This is a genomic window from Paraburkholderia sp. BR10936 (assembly GCF_040965735.1).
GTDB classification, from domain to species: Bacteria; Pseudomonadota; Gammaproteobacteria; order Burkholderiales; family Burkholderiaceae; genus Paraburkholderia; species Paraburkholderia nodosa_A.
Window position 1 is genome coordinate 165,532 of the sequence record NZ_JBFRCM010000001.1, and the last position, 15,124, is coordinate 180,655.

General features: G+C 64.8%; 15 protein-coding genes. All 15 read right to left on the reverse strand.

Annotation, left to right across the window (positions count from 1 at the left end):
* Nucleotides 1–26 precede the first annotated feature (26 nt).
* A complete protein-coding gene (gene rnc, locus AB4Y36_RS00775) occupies nt 27–1,196 on the reverse strand; it encodes a ribonuclease III (RefSeq protein WP_368682104.1) in 1,170 nt (389 codons plus the stop codon).
* Between the two features lie 211 nt (nt 1,197–1,407).
* Entirely contained in the window at nt 1,408–2,304 is an 897-nt protein-coding gene (gene lepB / locus AB4Y36_RS00780) for a signal peptidase I (protein WP_069262567.1), read from the reverse strand.
* Between the two features lie 33 nt (nt 2,305–2,337).
* Nucleotides 2,338–4,131, reverse strand: a complete 1,794-nt coding sequence (lepA, locus tag AB4Y36_RS00785) for a translation elongation factor 4 (protein ID WP_069262568.1) — start codon at nt 4,129–4,131, stop codon at nt 2,338–2,340.
* Nucleotides 4,132–4,305: 174 nt separating this feature from the next.
* Entirely contained in the window at nt 4,306–4,641 is a 336-nt protein-coding gene (locus AB4Y36_RS00790) for a glutaredoxin family protein (RefSeq protein WP_368682105.1), read from the reverse strand.
* 5 nt (nt 4,642–4,646) lie between these two features.
* A complete protein-coding gene (locus AB4Y36_RS00795; protein ID WP_368682106.1) occupies nt 4,647–6,164 on the reverse strand; it encodes a DegQ family serine endoprotease in 1,518 nt (505 codons plus the stop codon).
* A gap of 24 nt (nt 6,165–6,188) precedes the next feature.
* The gene (locus AB4Y36_RS00800) at nt 6,189–7,250 is read right to left on the reverse strand and encodes a MucB/RseB C-terminal domain-containing protein (RefSeq protein WP_368682283.1); all 1,062 of its coding nucleotides are present in this window, start codon (nt 7,248–7,250) and stop codon (nt 6,189–6,191) included.
* A 5-nt stretch (nt 7,251–7,255) separates the two neighbouring features.
* The gene (locus AB4Y36_RS00805; protein ID WP_069262933.1) at nt 7,256–7,897 is read right to left on the reverse strand and encodes a sigma-E factor negative regulatory protein; all 642 of its coding nucleotides are present in this window, start codon (nt 7,895–7,897) and stop codon (nt 7,256–7,258) included.
* An 87-nt stretch (nt 7,898–7,984) separates the two neighbouring features.
* Nucleotides 7,985–8,584 (reverse strand): RNA polymerase sigma factor RpoE, encoded by a 600-nt coding sequence (gene rpoE, locus AB4Y36_RS00810; RefSeq protein ID WP_027795258.1) that lies wholly within the window; start codon nt 8,582–8,584, stop codon nt 7,985–7,987.
* Between the two features lie 113 nt (nt 8,585–8,697).
* Nucleotides 8,698–9,168 (reverse strand): protein YgfX, encoded by a 471-nt coding sequence (locus AB4Y36_RS00815; protein ID WP_368682107.1) that lies wholly within the window; start codon nt 9,166–9,168, stop codon nt 8,698–8,700.
* Nucleotides 9,169–9,191: 23 nt separating this feature from the next.
* The gene (gene fabF / locus AB4Y36_RS00820) at nt 9,192–10,433 is read right to left on the reverse strand and encodes a beta-ketoacyl-ACP synthase II (protein WP_342945448.1); all 1,242 of its coding nucleotides are present in this window, start codon (nt 10,431–10,433) and stop codon (nt 9,192–9,194) included.
* A gap of 191 nt (nt 10,434–10,624) precedes the next feature.
* On the reverse strand, nt 10,625–10,864 hold the full coding sequence (acpP, locus tag AB4Y36_RS00825; RefSeq protein WP_004197638.1) for an acyl carrier protein: 240 nt from the start codon (nt 10,862–10,864) through the stop codon (nt 10,625–10,627).
* Between the two features lie 167 nt (nt 10,865–11,031).
* On the reverse strand, nt 11,032–11,781 hold the full coding sequence (fabG, locus tag AB4Y36_RS00830; protein WP_342945447.1) for a 3-oxoacyl-ACP reductase FabG: 750 nt from the start codon (nt 11,779–11,781) through the stop codon (nt 11,032–11,034).
* A gap of 34 nt (nt 11,782–11,815) precedes the next feature.
* A complete protein-coding gene (gene fabD, locus AB4Y36_RS00835; RefSeq protein ID WP_069262572.1) occupies nt 11,816–12,754 on the reverse strand; it encodes an ACP S-malonyltransferase in 939 nt (312 codons plus the stop codon).
* A 123-nt stretch (nt 12,755–12,877) separates the two neighbouring features.
* Complete coding sequence (locus tag AB4Y36_RS00840; protein ID WP_069262573.1) at nt 12,878–13,867, reverse strand: beta-ketoacyl-ACP synthase III; 990 nt, start codon at nt 13,865–13,867, stop codon at nt 12,878–12,880.
* On the reverse strand, nt 13,867–15,006 hold the full coding sequence (gene plsX / locus AB4Y36_RS00845; RefSeq protein ID WP_069262574.1) for a phosphate acyltransferase PlsX: 1,140 nt from the start codon (nt 15,004–15,006) through the stop codon (nt 13,867–13,869). Before plsX ends, AB4Y36_RS00840 begins: the two co-directional genes overlap by 1 nt.
* Nucleotides 15,007–15,124: the final 118 nt, after the last annotated feature.

A 15,124-nucleotide genomic window follows, 5' to 3' on the forward strand; every position in this document is an offset into this window, starting at 1 on the left:
CGCGCTCGCGGCGCGCCTCGGTGGAATCAGTGGCCGGCATCGGCCGCGCGCACGGGAATGGCCGTCGTGGCTTCGGCATGGGTCTGGGCGTCGGCGCTAGTGCCGCCGGCCGTTGCGGTTTGCGCGCGCTCGACAGTGCGCAACGCCGCTTCGGCCTTCACCGCGGCCGAACGGTGGCCGATGGCGCCGGCGCTCGGCACGGCGTCGAAGCCCGTGACCTTGTCGGCGGGCTTGTCGCTGGCCTTCTCTGCACCGCGTTCGGCCTTCTCTGCGGGCTTTTCAGCCGGTTTGTCCTTCTCCGCCGGACGCTCCTGGACGTGCGCCGCGCGGATCACCGCGAGCGGCGCGCCTTCGGCTGCCGCGGTTTGCGACGGACGCTCGGCGCGCGCCGAGGCACGCTCGCGGCGTTCCGGCGAGCGCAGATCGAGCGCGCCCTGCACGCCGGTCACGCCGGGGACGACCTCGGGTTCCGCTTTGGGCGCACGCGCGCCCTTCGAGCGGCGCGGCTTCGCAACCAGCGCGGGCGCCGCAGCCATGACCTCGTCGAGTGCCTTCTTCGCTGCGGCCTGCTCCGCCGCGCGACGGCTCGCGCCCGAACCCGACACCTTCACGTCGAGCTTGGGCACCGTGCATTCGACTTCGAACTGCTGATTGTGCGCCGCACCATGCGTCGCGACGACCGTGTAGGTCGGCAGCGCGATCTTATGACCCTGCAGGTACTCCTGCAGCAGCGTTTTGGAATCCTTGCCAAGCGTGCGCGGATCGATGTGATCGAGGATCGGCACGTAGAGGCGCTTGATGACCGTCTGGGCGGCATCGAAGCCGCCGTCGAGGAAAATCGCCCCGAAGATCGCTTCCAGCGCGTCGGCGAGGATCGACGGGCGGCGGAAACCGCCGCTGCGCAACTCGCCTTCGCCGAGGCGCAGGCCGTCGGCGATATTGAGGGCCTGAGCAATCTCGTAGAGCGACTGTTGCTTGACCAGGTTCGCGCGCACGCGCGAGAGGTCGCCCTCGTCCAGCTTGCCAAAACGTTGGAACAATAGGGCAGCCACCGCGCAATTCAGAACCGAATCACCGAGGAATTCGAGGCGTTCGTTATGCGTGGCACTGTGACTGCGGTGGGTTAAAGCCTGGCGCAGCAATTCCGCATTGCGAAATTCGTAGCGCAGACGGCTTTCCAACGGAGATTGGGGCATGGGGAGAGTATAACGCGCCCGCCGCCCCCGGCGAAAACAGGGGGCGGCGGGCGAAAAACCGTGACGAAGCGACGTTACCGGGGATTCTTCAAGTAGCGCGCGAAGATGCGTTGCGAGTGAGACTCGTGCTCGCGCATACGCTTTTTGTTGCTGCTTCGATGGCTCCTTCGCGCGCATGCTCTACATGCATTGCACGTCGAGGCAACACGAATTACTCGAACGAACCGATGCGACGCAGGTTGCTGAAGTTCATCCAGATGAAGAACGCGCGGCCCACGATGTTCGCGTCGGGCACGAAGCCCCAGTAGCGGCTGTCCGCGCTGTTGTCGCGATTGTCGCCCATCATGAAGTAATGGCCCGCCGGCACCTTGCAGATCACGCCGCGCGCGTTGTACTGGCAGTTGTCGCGATACGGATAATCCTCTGCGCCTACGATGAACGGCGGCACCGCGGGGTTGTTGAGGATGTTGTTCTTGCGGCCGCTGCCGAGGTCTTCCGTGAACTGCTTCGCATAGCCGATGCGCTCTTCGTCGAAGAAGTCGCCCTGCGGCACTTCCGGCACCGGCTTGCCGTTGATCGTGAGCTGCTTGTCCTGATACGAGACCACGTCGCCCGGCAGGCCGATCACGCGCTTGATGTAGTCGACCGACTCATCCTTCGGATAGCGGAACACGACCACGTCGCCGCGCTCGAGCGGCCGGCCCTGCGTGATCTTCGTGTTCGTGATCGGCAGGCGGATACCGTAGTCGAACTTGTTCACGAGGATGAAGTCGCCCACGAGCAGCGTGGGCACCATCGAACCCGACGGAATCTTGAACGGCTCGACGACGAACGACCGTACGAGGAACACGATCAGGATGACGGGGAAGAAGCTCGCCGTGTACTCGAGCCACCACGGCTGGCGCAGCTTGTCGTTGCGCAGGTTCTGACGCGTGACAGGCGCGTTTTCATCGGCGAAGCGCTCGCCCACACGTTCCTGCTGACGGTCGAACTCCGCGACCGCCGCATCGGCGGCGAGGCGCCGGCGCGGCATGAACACCAGTTTGTCTGCAACCCACGCGACGCCCGTCAAGATGACGAGCACAAAGAGTATCAGCGCGAAATTCATGTAGAGATCCGTTGTCCGGCTTATTTGCGTTACTTATTTATCTTCGACACGAAGGATGGCGAGGAAGGCCTCTTGCGGAATCTCGACCGAGCCGACCTGCTTCATCCGCTTCTTGCCTTCCTTCTGCTTTTCGAGCAGCTTCTTCTTACGCGTGATGTCGCCGCCGTAGCACTTGGCCAGCACGTTCTTGCGCAGCGCCTTGATGTTCTCGCGCGCGATGATGTGCGCGCCGATCGCAGCCTGAATGGCCACGTCGTACATCTGGCGCGGAATGATCTCGCGCATCTTCGCCGCGACTTCGCGGCCGCGGTACTGCGACTGCGAACGGTGGACGATGATGGACAGCGCATCGACCTTGTCGCCGTTGATCAGCATGTCGACCTTCACGACGTCGGAGGTGCGGTATTCCTTGAACTCGTAGTCCATCGACGCATAACCGCGCGACACCGACTTCAGACGGTCGAAGAAGTCGAGCACGATTTCCGCCATCGGAATTTCGTACGTGAGCTGCACCTGGCGGCCGTGGTACTGCATGTTGATCTGGTTGCCGCGCTTTTGCGTACAGAGCGTGATGACCGAACCCACGTACTCTTGCGGCATGTACAGGTTCACCGTCACGATCGGCTCGCGGACCTCGGCAATCTTCGAGGGCTCCGGCATCTTCGCCGGGTTCTCGACCTTGATCGTGCTGCCGTCCGCCTGCACGACTTCGTACACCACGGTCGGCGCCGTGGTGATGAGGTCCATGTCGAACTCGCGCTCGAGACGCTCCTGCACGATTTCCATGTGCAGAAGACCCAGGAAGCCGCAGCGGAAGCCGAAGCCCAGCGCCTGCGAAACTTCCGGCTCGTATTGCAGCGAGGCGTCGTTGAGCTTGAGCTTTTCAAGCGATTCGCGCAGCGCGTCGTACTGGTTCGCCTCGACCGGATAGAGGCCCGCGAACACCTGCGGCTTCACTTCCTTGAAACCCGGCAGCGGCTCGGCCGCCGGCTTCGTCGCGAGCGTGACGGTGTCGCCCACCTTGGTCGCGGCGAGTTCCTTGATGCCGGCGATGATGAAGCCCACCTGCCCCGCCGAAAGCTGCTCGAGGTTGCGCGACTTCGGCGAGAACACGCCGACGTGCTCGACCGGATACTGCGCGCCGGTAGCCATCAGCTTGATCTTGTCCTTCGGACGCAGCGTACCGTTGACGATACGCACGAGCATCACCACGCCGACGTAGTTGTCGAACCACGAGTCGATGATGAGCGCCTGCAGCGGCGCTTGCGGATCGCCCTTGGGCGGCGGCACCTTGGCGATGAGCGCTTCGAGCACGTCTTCCACGCCGAGGCCGGTCTTCGCGCTGCAGCGCGTGGCGTCGGTGGCGTCGATGCCGATCACGTCCTCGATCTCTTCGATGGCGTTTTCGGGGTTGGCGGCGGGCAGGTCGATCTTGTTGAGCACCGGCACGACTTCCACGCCGAGTTCGATCGCGGTGTAGCAGTTCGCCACCGTCTGCGCCTCGACGCCCTGGCTCGCGTCCACCACGAGCAGCGCGCCCTCGCACGCGGAGAGCGAGCGGCTCACCTCGTAGGAGAAGTCGACGTGCCCCGGCGTGTCGATCAGGTTCAGGTTGTAGACCTTCCCGTCACGCGCCTTGTACGAGAGCGCAGCGGTCTGCGCCTTGATGGTGATGCCGCGCTCGCGCTCGAGATCCATCGAGTCGAGCACCTGCGATTCCATTTCGCGGTCGGACAAGCCGCCGCACAGCTGGATGATGCGATCGGCGAGCGTCGACTTGCCATGGTCGATGTGCGCAATGATCGAGAAGTTACGAATATGATCCATTCAGTGCCGATCAAGCGAAAAAGGCGCGCCCCAACGATAGCTGGACACGCCTCGTAAACAGATGAAAAACCGGACTATTTTAGCCGAAAAGGGGTCCCACAGGCTAACCGTCCGCTGATGTAACGGATGTGTGATGGCGCGGGGCACGTCTTGCGCCGCCCCCGCGCCCGCGTTTCACACACCGCCCGGCGGCGCCGGCGGTGTGTTCGGCGCGTCGGCGCTCAGGCCCAGCGTAGCGCGCACGCGTGCTTCGTCGAGACGGTAGTGACACAGCTCGATGCCGTCGCAAAGGAGCACCGGCACGAGCTCGTCGTAACGCGCCTGGATCGCGGGGTCTGAATCGACATCGACGACGTCGAGACGCGCACCCGCCGCGGCGGCGAGCGGCGCGAGCGCCACGCGCATCTCTTCGCAGAGATGACACCACGCGCGCCCATACAGCACGAGGTGCGCGCTCGTGCGTTCGAGCGCGCCCGGCGCCGCCGACGAAGACCGCATGGGCGTGCGCATCGGCGTTACTTCTGCCCCGGCGCGCGCGGGCGCAGCGGCACGAATTGCGTGTTGTCGCCGCGACGCACGAGCACCGCGACCGTCTTCTGCGAGTCGAGATGCGCCGTCACCTCCTGGAACTGCTTCGCGCTGGTGATATCCGTGTCGCCCACGCGCAGGATGATGTCGCCCTTCTGCAGGCCGGCGCGCTGTGCGGGGCCATCGACCGAGTCCACCATCGCGCCGCCCTTGATCTTGAGCTGGGCGAGCTGGTCGGCGGGAATATCGACCACCGCGATACCGAGCGCGTTCATCGCGCGCGGCTTGGGCTCGGGCGCCTTTTTCTGGTCGGCCTTCGCGCTCTTGTCGGTCTGCATCTCGGCGATCGTGATCGGTAGATCGCGCGTTGCGCCCTTGCGCCAGATCGTCACGGTCGCCTTGGTGCCCGGCTTCGTGTCGCCGACCATGCGCGGCAGGTCGGTCGCGGCGTCGACGGTCGTGCCGTTGAACTTCAGGATGATGTCGCCCGGCTGGATGCCCGCCTTGTCGGCCGGGCCGCCCGGCTCGACGCTGGAGACCAGCGCGCCTTGCGCCTTGGGCAGACCGAGCGAGTCGGCGACGTCCTTCGTCACCTCGCCGATTGCGACGGCAATGCGGCCGCGCGTGACCTTGCCCGTGGACTTGAGCTGGTCCGCCACGCGCATCGCCTCGTCGATCGGAATCGCGAACGAGATGCCCATGAAGCCGCCGGTGCGGCTATAGATCTGCGAGTTGATGCCGATCACCTCGCCCTGCATGTTGATGAGCGGACCGCCCGAGTTGCCGGGATTCACGGCCACGTCGGTCTGGATGAACGGCAAATAGTCGCCCGTGTCGCGACCCTTCGCGCTCACGATGCCCGCCGTCACGGTGTTCTCGAGGCCGAACGGCGAACCGATCGCCACGACCCACTCGCCCACGCGCACCTTGTTCGAATCGCCCATCGTCACGGCCGGCAGATTCGCGGCCTGGATCTTCACCACGGCGACGTCCGTGCGGTCGTCCACGCCGATCAGCTTCGCCTTGAATTCGCGCTTGTCGGTGAGCGTCACGTAGATGCTGTCCGCGTCGTCGACCACGTGCGCGTTGGTCATCACGTAGCCGTCGCCCGAGAGGATGAAACCCGAGCCGACGCCGCTGTTCTGTTCGGTGTCGTTGCCGCTGTCCGGGCCGGAGTCCGAACCGCCGCCCGGGCTTCCGCCCTGACTGCCCCCCTGGCCGCCGCCCTGCCCACCCTGCGGCCCTTGCGGGAGCGGGATGCCAAAAAAGCGGCGGAAGAATTCCGACATGTCGCCCTGATCCATGCCCGGCGGCAGGCCGCGCTGAGCTGAGGAGACGCGTGTGGTGGTGCGGATATTGACGACCGACGGCCCCACTTTGTCCACGAGGTCGGCGAAGTCGGGCAGGTTGGCAGCCGGCGCCGCCGATGCCACGTGCGGCGCGAACGGCAGGCACGCCGCCACGACCGCGGCCGCGAAGAATTTGCGCAGCGGGAGAATCGTCATATCGAAGTCAGCCGAAGGAAGGAGTTACCTGGGAGCCTTGTATTCTATGGCAGACGCGAACTGCTGCAACGTGGTCTGGGGCACTTCGCCAAGCAACGTGATGAAGTAATCGCCGTTGCGCTTCACGAGCACGTGGGTCGCGCCACTGCTGCCCGAGCCTTCCTTGCGACTGTTGTTCTTCACCGGCTCGATAAAGACGGAAAGCGTGGACAGTCCGTCAGAGAATACAGCCTGATCGACCGGGATGGGCGGATCGCTCGCATCGCGCGCCGCCATCGGCCGGCGCACTTCGCGAATCTTCTGGAATCCCGGCGCAGCCTGGCCGAACGACCAGCCCTGCGCTTCGATGTCGACCGGCTGGAGCGGCGGGCGCACCACGTTCCAACCCTCGATATTGCGCATGCCATTGACGATAGGCGTCTTGTCGACGGGTCCGCCGATGCGCACCTGCGTGAACGCGAGCTGCTGGAGCACCTGGCCGTTCGACGGGTCGAGCATCTGCGAGCGCAGCAGCAGACCGGTTTTCGCGTCCGCCCACAGCTTGTAGGCGAAGCGGAAATTGTCCTTCGGGTCGAGCTGGATCACCTGGCTGTCGAGGCCGGCCACGCGGTCGTTGGCGAGCATCTTCGGCTCGTAGACGCCCAGCACCTGGTCCCCGCTCGTGGAAAGCAGCGCCGGGAAAGCGTCCTTGTTCTGGCGCTTTTCGACGACGAGCAGCTTGCGCTCGGGCACGAAGGTATAGAGATCGTCGTTGTGGCGCAGCATTGTGCGCGGCTTGCCGTCGAGGCTTTCGAGCTTTTCGAACTCGCCGTCCTGCTTCGAGGCGTAGTGCGTGATGCGCGAAGATTGCACGAACTCGCCGCGCTGATAGACGAAGGTGCCTTCGTAACTTTGCTGCTGGGCGGCCTGCTGGATGCGGTCGAGCAGCTGTGCCGCGCTCTGGCGCGTGGCGGCATCGGCCGCGGACGCGCCTTGCGCGTGGGCACGCGGGGCGACAGACAGAGCGGTGAACATCACGGCTGCGCAGCAAAGGAATGCCGGCAACCGCCCCCAGATTGTCTTTTTATTCAACCGCAATGTCTGCATCAAACTTATTGGCCTTGCGTGGTAAGAGCGGCTGAACGGATGTACGGCATGGAATCCGAAATGACCGGCTGCTGCGCGAACTGCTGGTGCGCCTGGAGATATTCGTCGAGGCGAGCGTCGCGGATGATATTGCCGTCCTGACCGCCTGCAACCGGCGCCGGCGTGGTGTTCATCGCCACGCGCTGCACGCCGTCGCCCTGCGACTGCACAGCAGCGATTTGCGGCGCGCCAGCCATGCCCACGCCGCGCATCTGCGGCATGACGATCCACGTGAGCGTGGCGGCCGCAGCCGCCACGGCCAGCGACGGCATCACGCGGCGGCGCAGCGCCAGAATGCGGCCAACGCGCTCATTGCGGCCGGCCTGCACCTGCGGCAGCGCAGCCGGTGCGAGCAGATGCGGCTGTGCTTCGAAGCGCGCCGCGAAACCCGTCATGAAGGCGCGGCTTGCCGCCTGGCTGAGGGCCAGATCGTCGGAACGCAGCACGTCGCCGATCAGGTGGTACTCCGACCAGGCTGCGCGCCCCTCGCCGTCGAGTTCCAGAAAATTTCCGTTCAGATGCTCCTGCGCCGACGCTTCACCGTCGACGAAGGCGGACAGACGCTCGCTGCGCGAGCTTGATACCGATTGCATCGAGACCGAACCCATGATGCTCCCCATTCCCTAACAGACGTCCCTGTGACACCAACTCATTCTGGTGAATCGCGTCGCCGCCCGGGGCGAAGCTGGTTCTTCTTACCAGCGCTTACCTTCCGGAGTGTCCAGCAGCGGACGCAATTTTGCCGCAATGGCTTCCCGAGCGCGGAAAATTCTCGATCTGACGGTGCCGATCGGGCACCCCATCATCTCGGCGATTTCTTCGTAGCTTAGGCCTTCTATTTCCCGAAGCGTAATGGCGGTGCGCAGCTCTTCCGGTAAAACCGCCATCGCAGCATTGACCGTCTGTGCGATCTGCTTGCTCATCAACATCGACTCGGGCGTATTGATATCCCTTAGTTGATCGGCGTCCGAGAAAGTTTCCGCTTCTTCAGCATCTGCCTCGGTAGAAGTCGGCGCGCGTCTTCCCTGGGTCGCAAGGTAGTTCTTTGCCGTATTGACAGCAATTCGGTACAACCACGTATAGAAAGCCGATTCGCCACGAAATTGCGGTAGTGCACGGTAAGCCTTGATAAAGGCGTCCTGGGCCACGTCCTCGACCTCGGCGGGGTCCCGCACGAGGCGCGAGATCAGCCGGATGATCTTGCGGTGGTATTTCGAGACCAGGAGCTCGAACGCGGCCTTGTCGCCTTTTTGCACGCGCTCGACCAGAACCTGATCAATTTCTTTTTCGCTCACCTGAAAAATCCGTTAGCACATGAAGTAGACGTGGGGGCACCATTGTAGCGTCCTCGCCACGGTCTCACGTTACGCGAGTAACAGCGGTTACAAGCTTTACAGCGAAAGGAGGCTCAGCGACCGGCCGCGCTGCGCGCGCGCACGGCGAGTGTGCGGAAGGTTTCTGCGGGAACGGCGTCGGCGGCGACGAGAATCGTCGTGCGGCGTGCGCCCTGCTCCACGACGAGCGCGAGCAGCCACGCGCCCCATTGCGACGCGCCGGCAAGCCGCCCGGCCGCGAGGCAGGCGCCATCGCACGACCAGGCCGCGAGAAAATCCGACCCGATTTCGAGGAAGGCCGGTTGCTTGCGGCGCCACGCCGCAGCCGCGAGGCCACCGGTCGCGAGGAACGCCAGCGCGAGCGGCAAGGCTTGCCAGACGCCGAGCCAGGGTACGAGCGCCGTGTAGACGGCGGCCGCGGCGACGCCCAGACCCGCGGCAACGAGCAATTGCAGCGCAAGCGATGGACGCAGGGAAAGAAGCGGCGCGCCCGCGCGCCGCGAGGGGAAAGCAGGAGGGACGCGGCCGGCCGAAGCATTCGGCACGGCCGCTGTCTCGTCGTGCGGGATCAAGCGTGGCGCTTGAAGACGAGCGTGCCGTTCGTGCCGCCGAACCCGAACGAGTTCTTCAGCGCGACGTCGATCTTCATGTCCCGCGCGGTGTTCGCGCAGTAGTCCAGGTCGCATGCCGGATCCTGGTTGAAGATGTTGATCGTCGGCGGCGACACCTGGTTATGCACCGCGAGCACCGTAAACACCGATTCCAGGCCGCCCGAGCCACCCAGCAGGTGGCCCGTCATCGACTTGGTAGAGTTCACGACGATGTCCTTCGCGTGGTCACCGAACGCGCGCTTGATCGCGAGGGTTTCCGCGAGGTCGCCGAGCGGCGTCGACGTGCCGTGTGCGCTGAGCCAGTTCACTTCGTTGGCGTTGACGCCCGCGTTCTTCAGCGCGGCGATCATGCAGCGGCGTGCGCCGTCGCCATCTTCCGGCGGAGCGGTCATGTGATACGCATCACCGCTCATGCCGTAGCCGCCGATTTCCGCGTAGATCTTCGCGCCGCGCGCCTTCGCGTGTTCGTACTCTTCGAGTACCATCACGCCCGCGCCTTCGCCGAGCACGAAGCCGTCACGGTCCTTGTCCCACGGACGGCTGGCCGTCGCCGGATCGTCGTTGCGCTGCGAGAGCGCGCGCGCCGCCGCGAAGCCGCCGATGCCGAGCGGCGACACGGTCGCTTCCGCACCGCCCGCGATCATCACGTCGCAGTCGCCGTATTCGATCAGACGCGACGCTTCGCCGATGCAGTGCAGGCCGGTCGTACAGGCCGTGACCATCGCCAGATTCGGACCCTTGAGGCCGTACTTGATCGACAGATGGCCCGAGATCATGTTGATGATCGAGGCGGGCACGAAGAACGGCGAGATGCGGCGCGGGCCGCGGTTGAGCAGTTCGGTTTGCGTGACTTCGATCATCGGCAGACCGCCGATGCCCGAGCCGACGTTCACGCCGATCCGCTCCGCGTTCGCTTCGGTGACTTCGAGACCGCTGTCCTGGATCGCCTGCATGCCCGCCGCGATGCCGTAATGGATGAACGTGTCCATATGGCGCGCTTCTTTCGCCGGCATGTAGTCTTCGACGTTGAAGCCCTTCACTTCGCCGGCAAAGCGGGTCGAGAAGTTCGTAGCGTCGAACTTCGTGATGTTGGCGATGCCGGACTTCCCGGCGACCAGATTGGCCCAGCCGTCGGCAACATTATTGCCAACAGGCGAAATCAGCCCCAGGCCTGTAACAACAACTCGACGACGGCTCACGGTAACCCCTTATCCATAGATGACAAAAACAAAAGCCACAGAGGCCACAGGAAATGCTCCTGTGAGCCCTGTGGCTAGTTGACCGGCAGATGCCCCGCAGCGAGTGCGGCAGGCGTATGCGGTTTCACGGGCGAGCGTCCTCGCGGGCCGCCAGCGCACTGCGTTGCGCGGCCCAGGCGGGAATCTGGCGCTTAAGCCTTGACGTTCGCGCGAGCGTAGTCGATCGCTTGCTGAACCGTCGTGATCTTCTCGGCTTCCTCGTCCGGGATTTCCATGCCGAACTCGTCTTCGAGAGCCATGACCAGTTCGACGGTGTCGAGCGAGTCGGCGCCCAGATCGTTCACGAACGAAGCTTCGTTCTTGATTTCAGCTTCGGCGACGCCCAGTTGCTCGGCGACGATCTTCTTGACGCGCTGTTCGATGTTGTCCATTACCCCTCCAAGGGAAAAAAGTTAGCTCATGAATGCGAGTGCGCGCATTTTATCAGGTTTGACCTGGCTGAAAAGCGGCGCTCAAGGTTCCGGAAGGCTATCCGCGACGGCGCTTGCGCAATGTTTTGCATCAAGCGCATCAAGGCGCGGATAGTACCTGAATCCGGTTAAGACATATACATGCCGCCGTTCACGTGCAACGTCGTGCCCGTGATGTAGGCTGCCTGCGGCGACGCGAGGAACGCGACCGCATGCGCGATGTCGTCCGGGCTGCCGAGACGGCCCAACGGAATCTGCTGCTTGAGCGCGGCTTGCTGCTCCGCCGGCAAGTCCTTCGTCATGTCGGTGTCGATGAAACCGGGCGCGACGCAGTTCACGGTGATGCCGCGGCTGCCGATCTCGCGTGCGAGCGCGCGCGTCATGCCCGCCACGCCGGCCTTGGCGGCGGCGTAGTTAGCCTGGCCAGGGTTGCCCGACGAGCCCACCACCGAGGTGATATTGATGATGCGGCCGCCCTTCGCCTTCATCATCGGGCGCAGCACAGCGCGCGAGAGGCGGAACACCGACTTCAGGTTGGTGTCGATGACCGAGTCCCACTCGTCGTCCTTCATGCGCATCGCCAGGTTGTCCTGCGTGATGCCCGCATTATTGACGAGGATCGCAAGACCGCCGAATTCCTTGACCGTTGCGTCGATCAGCGCCTCCGCCGCAGCGGCGTCGTTCACGTCGAGCACCGCGCCGCGGCCCTTCAGGCCCGCTGCTTCGAAAGCGGCCGAGATGGCCTGCGCGCCGGCTTCGCTCGTTGCCGTACCGATCACCGTCGCGCCCTGGCGCGCCAGTTCCAGCGCGATCGCGCGGCCGATGCCGCGGGTGGCGCCGGTCACGATCGCGGCTTGATTGTCGAGAGTCTTTTCCATCGTTTGAATCCGTTAGCGGTGGTGGCGTAGGCGCTCAGGCCTTCAGAAGCGCAAGCGCTTCGTCGAGCGACTTCGGATCGAGCACCGAGGCGCCGACCAGGTTGCCGTCGATACGCCTGGTGAGGCCCGCAAGCACCTTGCCCGGACCGCATTCGACCACGTGCGTCGCGCCTTGCGCCGCAATGGCCTGCACACATTCGACCCAGCGCACGGCGCCCGCGGCCTGGCGCACGAGCGCGTCGCGAATTTTCGCGGGGTCGGTTTCGAATGCCACGTCGACGTTGTTCACCACGGGGATCTGCGGCGCGTTCAGCGTCACGTTCGCGAGATAGTCGCGCAGCTGATCCGAGGCAGGCTTGAGCAGCGACGAGTGGAACGGCGCCGAAACCGGCAGCGGCAGCGCGCGCTTGGCGCCCTTCGCCTTGGCGATCTCGCAGGCCTTCTCGACCGCGCCCTTGTGGCCCGCGATCACGACTTGCGCCGGCGCGTTGAAGTTCACGGCTTCGACCACGCCGCCGCTCGCAGCAGCGGCTTCCGTGCAGACTGCGCGCACGGTGTCGTCGTCGAGACCGAGCACGGCGGCCATGCCGCCCTCGCCCACCGGCACCGCGCTTTGCATCGCCTGCGCGCGAAAGCGCACGAGCGGCACGGCGTCGCGGAACGCGAGGACGCCGGCGGCGACGAGCGCCGTGTATTCGCCGAGGCTGTGGCCCGCGACGATGGCAGGCAGAGGGCCGCCCGCCTGCTGCCACGCGCGATAGACGGCGTAGGCGGCGGTGAGCATGACCGGCTGCGTGTTGGTGGTGAGATTGAGTTCTTCGGCGGGGCCTTCGGCGATCAGCTTGCCGAGGTCCTGGCCCAGCGCGTCGGACGCTTCTTGCAGCGTCTCGCGCACGATGGCGTTATCGGCGAAGGCGTCGAGCATGCCGACGGCCTGCGAGCCTTGTCCGGGAAAAACGAACGCGAATTTCATAACGTCCCCAAATTCGATCAATACGGGTGGGCAATGTGCTCGGATGAACCGCCGCCGGCTGCGCGCGACATGCACGTCGTGCGCCAGGACCGCTGCGGGAGCGCGAAAGCCCGCTCAGGATGCTTAGAAGCGGATGACGGAGGCGCCCCAGGTGAAGCCGCCGCCGACGCCTTCGATCAGCACGTTGTGGCCGCGCTTGATGCGGCCGTCGCGCACCGCGACGTCGAAAGCGAGCGGAATCGAGGCCGCCGAGGTGTTGCCATGTTCGCCCACCGTCACCACCATGCGCTCCGCGGGCAGGCCGAGCTTGCGGCAAGTGCCCTGCATGATGCGGATGTTGGCCTGGTGCGGAATCAGCCAGTCGACCTGGTCGGCGGTGAGCTGCGCCTTGTCGAGCGCCTCGATCGCGACCTTTTCGAGCACGTTCACGGCCAGCTTGAACACGGCCTGGCCGTCCATGTGCAGGAACGCGTTGCCCGCGATCACGCCGCCGTGCACGTTGCCCGGCGTACACAGGATGTGCGCGTAGCTGCCGTCGGCGTGCAGCGCGCTCGAAAGGACGCCCGGTTCGCTCGACGCCTGCAGGATGATCGCGCCTGCGCCGTCGCCGAACAGCACACAGGTGGTGCGATCGTTGAAATCGAGAATTCGCGAGAAGGTCTCCGCGCCGACCACGAGCGCCGTGCGATGCTGGCCGCTGCGGATCAGGCTGTCGGCTACCGAAACGGCGTACGCGAAGCCCGAGCACACGGCCTGCACGTCGAACGCCGCGCCGTGATTGCGGATGCCGAGCTTGTTCTGCAAGAGGCAGGCCGTGCTCGGAAAGACGAAATCGGGCGTGGAAGTGGCGACGATGATGAGGTCGATCGACTGCGGATCGACGTCGGCTGCCGCGATCGCGCGCTGCGATGCCGCAAGCGCGAGATCGCTCGTCGTGACGTCGGGCGCGGCGAAGTGGCGCGCGTGAATGCCCGTGCGGGCCACGATCCACTCGTCGCTCGTTTCGACGCCTTTTGCGGCGAGCCGTTCGGCCAGTTCCTGGTTGGTGACGCGATCAGGCGGAAGGTAGCTGCCCGTGCCGATCACGCGGGAATAGAGAGTCGATTGAGCCATTATGCCTTCGAGGATGATGCGGCGCCGGGCGGTACCTCGCCCGCTGCCTGGCTGGGCGCACTGGTAGCCTGCCCCGCCTGCGCGGCTTGCACGTTCTGGGCGCCGCCGGGCTCGTCTGCCGCCTGTTCGAGCGAACCGGCGTTTTCTTCCATGGCGTGCGCGAGGCGCTCCAGCACGCCATTTTTGACGGCATCATACCCGCGATTGATCGCACACTCAAACGCGTAGGCATCGGCCGAGCCGTGGCTCTTGATGACGAGGCTCTTCAGGCCGAGCAGCGCAGCGCCGTTGTACTGGCGATGGTCGACACGCTTCTTGAAGCGCATGAGCACGGGCAGTGCGGCAATCGCCATGAGCTTCGTGAGCCACGAGCGGCCGAACTCTTCCTTGATCATGTCGTTGAGCATCTGCGCGAGGCCCTCCGACGTCTTGAGCGCGACATTCCCAACGAAACCGTCACAGACGATGACGTCGACGGTGCCCTTGTAAATGTCGTTGCCTTCGACGTTGCCGCGGAAGTTCAGCGTGCTCGCGCGCAGGAGCTCGCCCGCGCGCTTGATGGTGTCGTTGCCCTTGATGACTTCTTCGCCGATATTCAGGAGCCCGATGGTTGGGCGATCCTTGCCCTCGAGCGCCGCGACGAGCGCGTGGCCCATCTCCGCGAACTGCAGCAGGTGCTGCGGTTCGCAGTCGACGTTCGCGCCGAGGTCTAGCATCGTCGTATAGCCGCGCGGGTTCGGCAGCGCGAAGGCGATGGCCGGGCGTTCGATGCCGGGCAACGTCTTGAGCACGTAGCGCGAGACGGCCATTAGCGCACCGGTATTGCCGGCCGAGATGCAGGCTTGCGCCTCGCCCTCTTTCACGCGATTGAGCGCGACGCGCATCGACGAATCTTTTTTCTTGCGCAGGGCGACTTCAACCGGATCGTCCATTTCGACGACCTCGGTGGCGGGCACGACGGTAAGCGCGGGATGGTCCGACGCCTTCAGCTTCTTCAACTGGGCGCGAACCGCCGACTCGACGCCCACGAGCATGAGATGCGCGTCGGGGTGCGAGCGGACGAAATGGACTGCGGCAGGCACCGTCACAGACGGGCCGTGGTCGCCTCCCATGCAATCTATCGTGAGCGTAACAGTCATGGAATGCGACGGATTTCAGGCATAAAAAAGCGGCAGTTGAATGCCGCCTTTTTGCCGAGCCGAAATATGGTCAAGCGAACGGAATCGTCAGATGCGGCGCCAGGTGTCAAACACCGCG

Bases quoted from the DNA above. Each gene is read 5' to 3' on its own strand.
- fabG (WP_342945447.1), bottom strand. From the start codon at position 11,781: ATGGAAAAGACTCTCGACAATCAAGCCGCGATCGTGACCGGCGCCACC.
- lepA (WP_069262568.1), bottom strand. From the start codon at position 4,131: ATGGATCATATTCGTAACTTCTCGATCATTGCGCACATCGACCATGGC.
- fabD (WP_069262572.1), bottom strand. From the start codon at position 12,754: ATGAAATTCGCGTTCGTTTTTCCCGGACAAGGCTCGCAGGCCGTCGGC.
- AB4Y36_RS00805 (WP_069262933.1), bottom strand. From the start codon at position 7,897: ATGGGTTCGGTCTCGATGCAATCGGTATCAAGCTCGCGCAGCGAGCGT.
- rnc (WP_368682104.1), bottom strand. From the start codon at position 1,196: ATGCCCCAATCTCCGTTGGAAAGCCGTCTGCGCTACGAATTTCGCAAT.
- lepB (WP_069262567.1), bottom strand. From the start codon at position 2,304: ATGAATTTCGCGCTGATACTCTTTGTGCTCGTCATCTTGACGGGCGTC.
- acpP (WP_004197638.1), bottom strand. From the start codon at position 10,864: ATGGACAACATCGAACAGCGCGTCAAGAAGATCGTCGCCGAGCAACTG.
- AB4Y36_RS00790 (WP_368682105.1), bottom strand. From the start codon at position 4,641: ATGCGCACGCCCATGCGGTCTTCGTCGGCGGCGCCGGGCGCGCTCGAA.
- plsX (WP_069262574.1), bottom strand. From the start codon at position 15,006: ATGACTGTTACGCTCACGATAGATTGCATGGGAGGCGACCACGGCCCG.
- AB4Y36_RS00795 (WP_368682106.1), bottom strand. From the start codon at position 6,164: ATGACGATTCTCCCGCTGCGCAAATTCTTCGCGGCCGCGGTCGTGGCG.
- AB4Y36_RS00840 (WP_069262573.1), bottom strand. From the start codon at position 13,867: ATGGCTCAATCGACTCTCTATTCCCGCGTGATCGGCACGGGCAGCTAC.
- AB4Y36_RS00800 (WP_368682283.1), bottom strand. From the start codon at position 7,250: ATGCAGACATTGCGGTTGAATAAAAAGACAATCTGGGGGCGGTTGCCG.